At 60.3% G+C, this 7,258-nt stretch carries 6 protein-coding genes; 2 read left to right on the forward strand and 4 right to left on the reverse strand.

The window, feature by feature from the left end; translation table 11 throughout:
- From H5U08_RS06975 to H5U08_RS06985, 3 genes are all read right to left on the reverse strand, one after another.
- Positions 1 to 985, reverse strand: a 985-nt coding sequence (locus H5U08_RS06975) for an oligosaccharide flippase family protein (RefSeq protein WP_297031594.1), incomplete at its 3' end; no start/stop codon positions are given.
- Positions 982 to 2,046 carry a polysaccharide deacetylase family protein gene (locus tag H5U08_RS06980; RefSeq protein WP_297031596.1) on the reverse strand — a complete coding sequence of 355 codons (1,065 nt, stop codon included), beginning with the start codon at positions 2,044 to 2,046 and terminating at the stop codon, positions 982 to 984. The genes H5U08_RS06980 and H5U08_RS06975, both read right to left, overlap by 4 nt.
- A 35-nt stretch (positions 2,047 to 2,081) precedes the next feature.
- The gene (locus H5U08_RS06985; RefSeq protein WP_297031597.1) at positions 2,082 to 3,344 is read right to left on the reverse strand and encodes a GNAT family N-acetyltransferase; all 1,263 of its coding nucleotides are present in this window, start codon (positions 3,342 to 3,344) and stop codon (positions 2,082 to 2,084) included.
- A 348-nt stretch (positions 3,345 to 3,692) separates the two neighbouring features.
- Between H5U08_RS06985 and H5U08_RS06990 the strand changes: the two genes are divergently transcribed.
- Positions 3,693 to 5,363, forward strand: coding sequence for a hypothetical protein (locus tag H5U08_RS06990; protein ID WP_297031599.1), 1,671 nt, complete (start codon positions 3,693 to 3,695; stop codon positions 5,361 to 5,363).
- Positions 5,353 to 6,741, forward strand: coding sequence for an O-antigen ligase family protein (locus tag H5U08_RS06995; RefSeq protein ID WP_297031600.1), 1,389 nt, complete (start codon positions 5,353 to 5,355; stop codon positions 6,739 to 6,741). Before H5U08_RS06990 ends, H5U08_RS06995 begins: the two co-directional genes overlap by 11 nt.
- A gap of 232 nt (positions 6,742 to 6,973) precedes the next feature.
- Here the strand turns inward: H5U08_RS06995 and H5U08_RS07000 are convergent.
- Positions 6,974 to 7,258: hypothetical protein (locus H5U08_RS07000; protein WP_297031602.1), on the reverse strand; the 285-nt coding region annotated here is incomplete at its 5' end.

Below are 7,258 nucleotides of genomic sequence, written 5' to 3' on the forward strand. Positions count from 1 at the left end.
GGGCTTGGCCGGTCTCCCACAGATGACTGAGATGCGGTGTGCTCATCGCCGCGAAGAGCCCTGCCAAAGAGACGAACAGCATCGGCACAAGCCGAGATGCGTGGTAGTCACCCAACAGGGCAAGGGGGTCACCGTGATCGGGCGGCAACCAGTGGAGGACCATGTACCGATCCACGACGGCAAACAGGTTGCTGATAGCCCCGGCTGCCCACATCCACAGAGAGTACTGGAGAATCCGGGGCCAAAACGACTCCTGGAGCGAGACGGGCTTGGCCTCGCCAGCAGCGAGACGCCAGGGCCTGAAACCAAAAAGAGCGACGACAGCAGTGATGGCGCAGGCCAGCGCGTAGGCGATGATGACAGTTCGCGCATCATTCCGCCAGAGGACGAGCAGTCCCAGCCCCAGCACGGCGAACAGAATGCTGTTGAGAAGCTGGATGAGACTGATCCAGCGGTTGAGCCGCAACGCCATGGCCAGTTCGTAGAGGTAGTTGAAAGCGGCCACGGTCACGAGGGCCAAGGCGAGATAGTAAACAAGAGGGCGATAGGACCTGTCTCCGAAGACGAGCTCCGCCAGCGGGCTGGCCCAAATCGCCACCGCCGCTGCTCCGCAGAGCGCGAGCAGTCCGCTGACGACGGCGGTCCTCTTCAAAAACAGGCCGAGCATACCCCGTTGCCTGTAATACTCCACATAGCGACCCAGGCAACCCGGCAGGGCAAGGATCATCAGAGGAGTGGCCGTCATCAGAAATCCGAACGCCATGTCCCACAGACCCAACTGGGACGCATCCAACCAGCGGCAGAAGAGCGTAGCGCGAACAAAGCCCACCAGTCGCTGGACTACGGAGGCGGCCAGCAAAAGCGCCATGCCCGTCATGAGAGACGACATCGAGGCTTTAGGATAGACCGGCGATGTCGTAACGGGCCGGTCCTCCACGGAACATGAGGTTTCCCGTTGAAGGGTGCACACGTTGTTGAGTGTCATAAGCGGCTGTCCGAGATCCCGTCGATGTGCGTAAAAGGGGTTCCTGCTTCTTCGCCATTTATTCTGGACCAGGAGCACGAAATTCGGTGATCTTGGCAAAGCGGGAGGATGGGCAGGGAGGATGACGAAAGCGATTCCCTCGGCCCGGGGATCACTTCGCGGGGACGAGGTCCGACCACCGCGTCCGGATCCCATTCAGCGTCAATGGGCATATATTGCGTGAGTGTTCGGCGCAACAGCCGAGGGTCAACGGTAAGCCGATTGCGAAGTCGCCACAGGCAATTATCACCCGCAAATCGGAGGATATGAAAGGGGTGACGGAAAGGAAGGTTGTAGCCCCCGTATGCCGAACACACGATCTTGTAGCCGGCTCGGCGGGCAGCAAGAATCACCGCGGGAGTGACGTGTTCCGGACGCCCGAACGGCACTGACACCGCTCTTACCGGTTGCCCGATCAAATCTTCCAGCCATTTCTTGCTGGAGTCCAATTGACGGGAGAGTTCACCAGGGGAGAGTCGATGAAATTCCGCGTGGGTCCAGCCGTGGGAGCCGATGTCGGCTCCAGCCTCGGCCAGTGCTCGGATCTCCGCAGGCGTGTTCGGCCGAAAGCGATAGCCCTGGGCAAGATCGTGTTCAAAAGGCTTTCCCGTACGGATGTTCTCGACCGTCACAAAATACGTGAAGGGGATGCCGGCTTCGAGAAGATCCGCGAGGGCGCGGAGATTGTCGGCATAACCATCGTCGAACGTGATCGCAGCCGCCGGACGACTGGCCCATCTTCCGTAAAGAAGACTCTCCTGAACCTGGGCCAGCGAAAGAACAGTGCAATGCCGTTGGAGCCACGCGACATGGCGACGAAACGCTCCAAGCGCGGTGCACCATGACGCAGGGCAGTCCCGAGACACATGGTGGTACATCAGGACGGAAAGAGGAGCCCGGCCTTTTTCCGCCAGTCGCCGGCGCAACCATTTGCGGAACGCGATGGTGGAAAGATAGTACACCGGCAACAGTCCCTGTTTTAAGGCTTTCATGAACTGGCCGGCCACACCTGCTTGGGGCATGGATTCTCTCCCGTTCGTCTTGAGCATGTCGATCATCAACTCTCCACGGCGGCAGGTAGGTCTTCCGCTGTTGCGGTTCCTGCGAAAGCGCTACGCGCGACTTTCATGCCTCGCAGGAATTCCCGGGAGCGGCGGCCCCAGTTCCAGAGAGTAAATCGCCAGCGGGCGTTCACCTGCGGGGGCGCCGCGCGGATACGAACGAGGGGCGTCGGTTTGGCGCCGAAATGCCTCTTGTAGGGCTCGTCCCCGCGAAGGAAATCGAACGTCTCAAACCCGCGGTGAATCGCCTTGCGAATGAGCGAAAGGCTCATGATGTGGCCCGGGGAAAGGGTGAGAAAATCGGGGTTGACCCCGGATTGGTAGGCCATCAGCGTTCTGCCGGATATAAGGAGATATTCCGCGGCGACAGGCTGACCCTGCCATTCCAACCAGGCCAGAGCGGCCCGCCCGGCCGGCAGATACTCTGCGAGAATGCGCCTGTGAAAAATCTCAAATGGCGCTGACGCGAAGCGGCCTTGATCGCCCAGTTGGTTTCTCCGCGCCTGATGGAGTTGCACCAGAATATTCCACGCCGACTGCCAGTTATCATCACAGGGTGTCCCGATCACTTCCTGGTTACCGACCACATGGAGAACAAGATCAGGATGGTCGAGGTACGCCCGCGACAGCCGGCGATAACGCCGCCGTACTGAGCGGGGCTGAAGGCTGGCGAGATATTCTTCCCATGTGCGGGGAAGAGGGATCTGCCAGGCGCTTTCTGTGGGACGAATGTCGAGGGCCCATTTCAAGGCTTCGGCCTGAGTGCGCACAGCGTGGAGGGCTGGATCGTCGGCCTTCATTCCATCCCAGTCAATGCGATGGAAACCCACCCGCTGAGTGCCAGATCGGTCAACCGACACATCCTGGAAGTGACTCTTTCCCGTCGCCATCGCGTGGAGAGCGATGAGGGTAACTCGGCCGACAGACTCCTGATAGCACGCCGGAGCGATCGGCCCGAGGTAGTCGCTGCACACCTCTCCCGATCCCAGCCAGCGAAGAACCCAACCCCAAAGAGGATGCCACTGGCAATAGAGGGGGACAATCCCGGCGAGCTCCCCGCCATGTCTGACCTCCAGAACGCGAAGCCGGGGGCGTTTCCGGGATCGCGACGCGGAGCCATAAACCTCCCACCACGTCCGTTGCCACTCATATCGACGGAACGGTTGATCTTCGGCCCATCGATTCCACTGGCCTTTGAGCTGTTCCAGCTCGCGGAAGTCTTCGTGAATACGGACGGACCACTCGTGCTGATCGACCATGTTTATGAACTTACGATCTTTTCCAACGGCAGACGCAACCACCGGAAGCAGCAATTCGCCGGATGACCGCTGAAAAAATGTGGGACATTCAGACAGAAAGGTCAAAGCCGACCGGCAACATACCCACTTCGGCACCGCCCGTCTTGTTGGCAAATTCGCTACAGAAGTTCTTTTCCGATGCCAGAGACACGGTCTCCCAGCACGACCTATACTCCTCTGGGGGCGTCGTTGGATGACAATCCGCCCGTTCTTTTGAAAAGCGTTTTCACCAGAGGGTCATCGTTTCTGTGGTGTTTTGGGAAACAGCGGAGCGCGATGGTTCGTGACAAGTTTCGGAGAACCGTCCCAATGACTGATCGCTTGCCGAAGGTTGTCAAGGGCACGCCGGGTCCGGCGTCTGAGAACGATCTTACGTCTTCAGGATGGGACGAATTGTCTGCGTCCGAATCCCAGCCCGGCGTCTTGCTTTCAGAGTGCACAACCTCACACGTTTGGTGGAAATACCCCGTGTACATCTCTCTGGGATGTGCCCTGTGTGTGGTGGTGCTGGCTGTTCTCGTGGCCGTTTTGAAGCCCGCAGTTTGGGAAGCCCATCAGTCCGTCGTCATTCGGCCGGAAGCCTTTGCCGGTGGTCTCCAGGATGCCCTCGCCGATCAAAAGCGACGGGACCTTCAGAATACTCTTGTGACCATTATTCAAAGCCGGACCGTCCTGGAAGAGGTCTTGAAAGAAGTGGGGCCACAGCGGAGGAAGGGCTCTTCTTTCCCGACGCTGACGGATATCGACGCCCTGCGAGAAGCCGTGAAAATCGTCCCCGTGGCGGGAGATGAATGGGGGGCCAGCGACGTGGTCTCCGTCCGGGTTCGCGATAGGAGCCGGGCTCGCGCAGTCCGACTGACGGAGGCCCTGGTCCGCCACGCCGACCACGCCCTCCAGGAGTTGCAGGCGCGAAGAACGGCAGAGATGGCGGAGGAGCTGACCCGGGCCCAGCGGGCGACAGAAACCGCTCTGGAGGCTGATCAACAGCGACTCCAAAAGATGGAAGCCAACTTGGGTGCGGACGGGATCACCCTCCGGCTGTTGGAGGAGAAGCCGGATACAAGCGGCCTGCGATCGTCGCTCGAAGAACTCGACGGTCAGATCCAGGCGCTGGAGAGCCGTCAGCTCTCCTATGACAAAATGCTGGAAGTGTTGACGCAGGTCCGAGAGACTCCCTCGCAACTCCAGGCGGTCCCCGCCGCTCTTCTGGAGGCCCATCCGACTCTCCGGCGACTTCAGGAGGCCCTAACCGAGGCTGAGGTGCGTCTCATTTCTCTGGAAGGGCAATACGCCGAGGAACATCCGGCGGTCATTGCGGCCCGGCTCTCCCTGGACGAACTGCGTCGGCGAATCGCCGAGGAGGTGCCCACCGCCATCGAAGCCGTTCGCCATGAGCGGGCGATGATCCGCTCCCAGTTGGAGTACCTGCGCAATCAGCGGCGGGAGGAATCGGCCCGAGTCGAAAAGCTCATGGCACTGTTGCCGGAGTACCGGACAATTGCCGCGCGAGTTCGATCGGAGAGCCAGGCTCTGGAGAGCATCCGTCAGCAGCTTAATCAAGCCCGAGCCGCCCAGGCTGCCGTGGCAAGTTCGCGATTCGTGGTGCCGGTGGAACCCGTGCAGACAGGGGCACACCCTGTGGGACCCGGTCGCCTGACTATCATCGCCGGAGGCGCGGCCTGTGGACTGATGGTGGGATTGGCCGTCTTTTTGTGGCTCGTTCCGACGGCTCAGAGCACTCCCCGGACGAATCGCGTGGAGGCCCCGACTCCCGAGTCTGCTCTCGTGCCACAAGAGCAGGCGGCGAGGGAATCTCCCCGGCACCCCAGTGCGACGGCGGAGGAGCCGCAGGTTGACCGGCCATCCGCTTTCCCGGACTTGCCAGTGGTGGTTTGTGGCGAACCCTCGCTCCTGCATCGGGCGTTGATTCAGACCACCCAACTTCCCGTGGCGACAGGAGAGGCCGTCTGTGACCACTGAGCTGGGTACACTGACGTTGGTCGGAATGGGCACGCTCGCCGCCAGCTCCTGGCTGGCCGTCCTGTGGCGAAAAACAGGTCTTTATGGCCTGACTCTGCTCACGGTGGTCACGTCCATCTGCCTGGGGTATTTCTTCTGGCATGTGGAAAAGCCGTTCCCTCTCAGCCTGGACCGGGTTCTCTGGGGCCTGCTCGTTGTGGCCCTGGGGGCGGATTTCCTCCGCCGACGACCCGATTTGTCGTGCCTCGTTCGGGCTGATTTTTTCGCAGGGCTCCTTTTGATTTACTTGTTTGTCTCAGCCACGGGCGGATTTTTGCTGACAGGGGTGACGAGCGGATTTTCCCGCTGGCTTTTCTTCTATGCTTTTCCCGCCACCTTGTACGTGGCGGCAAGGCGATTCGGCGACAATCCCTCCGGTCAACGTGCGACACTCGTCGTCTTCAGTGCCCTCGCCGTTTATCTGTCGCTCACCGGTTTGGCGGAAGTTCTCGGCTGGAATGCCCTCGTGTTTCCCCGTTATATTGCGGACACATCCATTACGGACGAGTTCTTCGGACGTGCGCGGGGGCCGTTGCTCAATCCAGTGGGGAACGGCTTCCTCATCCTCATTGGGTGGGCGGCCTGGACGGTGTTCACGGTGCAGGCACCGCCTCCCCGGCGGGCGCTCTTTCTTCTGGGGCATGGGCTCTTCGCCGTGGCTGTCGCTTGTACCCTCACGCGCAGTGTATGGCTTTCTGCCGCCGCATGTGTGATGGTGGTCGGCGCGTGGGTGACGCCCTCACGCTTCCGTGCCGCCTGGGTGACGACCGCCCTGCTCATGTTGCTGGGAGCGGGATTGGTGGCGGGCGTCTATTTTCGCGAGATGAAACGCGATCGTCATCTTTCCGCCGATGAAGCAGCCCGTTCTGTCCAGCTTCGGCCACTCCTCGCGGCGGCCGCCTGGCGCATGTTTCAGGAGCGACCGATGTTCGGCTTTGGACTGGCTCAGTACGATCGCGCAAAACTCGCCTATCTGGAAGACCCGACTGCTCCTCTCCCTTTGCGGCAGGCCAAGCCATACACGCAGCACAATGTGTTTCTCTCCCTTCTGGTAGAGACGGGTGTCATCGGCCTGGGGTTGTTCGGATGTTTTCTTGCCGCCTCGGTGGGAGTGTTCCGACGAAACTGGGGAAATCCTGCTCGGCCGATGAGCCTTCTGGCACTGGTCGCCGTTGTCGCCTACGTGGTCAATGGGCTTTTCCACGACGTTTCCATTATTCTGGACATGAATGCCGTGCTCTTTCTGATGGTTGGCCTGGCGGTTCGCGAGTCGTCATGCGATGTTACCAAAACTTCCCAGAATGCCCGGCTTGGCTCCCCTGTTGCCTTCACAGAATAGAGAGAGTCGGCTAAACTAAAAGTTCCGGGTGGCGGTGTCTGGCGACTCCCGGCCGGGACCAGAGTCTGGACGGTGGTCGCCGCCACGTTGGATGATTATCTCTACCGTAACTCCCGCGGTTTATGATAAAAAACGGGAGGGGTTTTCGTTTTCCGGTTCGTGCCGGCGGATTGGGTTGTCAATTGTTCAGCAATCAAAAGGGATCCTTCTATGGCAAAACCGCATCGTCAGATCAAAAAGGCGAACCACGGTCGGCGGCCTGCCAACTCGAAGGCGCGTCGGGCAAAACGGTGGGTTGTCCGCACGTAATCGCTCGGTCCGTTCCCGGCCGTGAGTTACGATCAGGTCCGGGCAATTGGGGACGCCGGGCACATGGCGAGGTTGGCTCGTTGCCCGGGAATATTGTCCAGCGATAGGGGTGCGATGAGCGAACGCTCGGCGGAACAGTTTCGGTGCGCAAGGCGTTAAGGAGCTGACTGTGCCCAAGAAACCGTTGATTCTTGACCCTGCAGAGATT

This window comes from Thermogutta sp. (assembly GCF_014359955.1).
GTDB lineage: Bacteria > Planctomycetota > Planctomycetia > Pirellulales > Thermoguttaceae > Thermogutta.

Coding starts and splice junctions, on each gene's coding strand:
- H5U08_RS06990 (WP_297031599.1), top strand. CDS start 3,693: ATGACTGATCGCTTGCCGAAGGTTGTCAAGGGCACGCCGGGTCCGGCG.
- H5U08_RS06980 (WP_297031596.1), bottom strand. CDS start 2,046: ATGCCCCAAGCAGGTGTGGCCGGCCAGTTCATGAAAGCCTTAAAACAG.
- H5U08_RS06985 (WP_297031597.1), bottom strand. CDS start 3,344: ATGGTCGATCAGCACGAGTGGTCCGTCCGTATTCACGAAGACTTCCGC.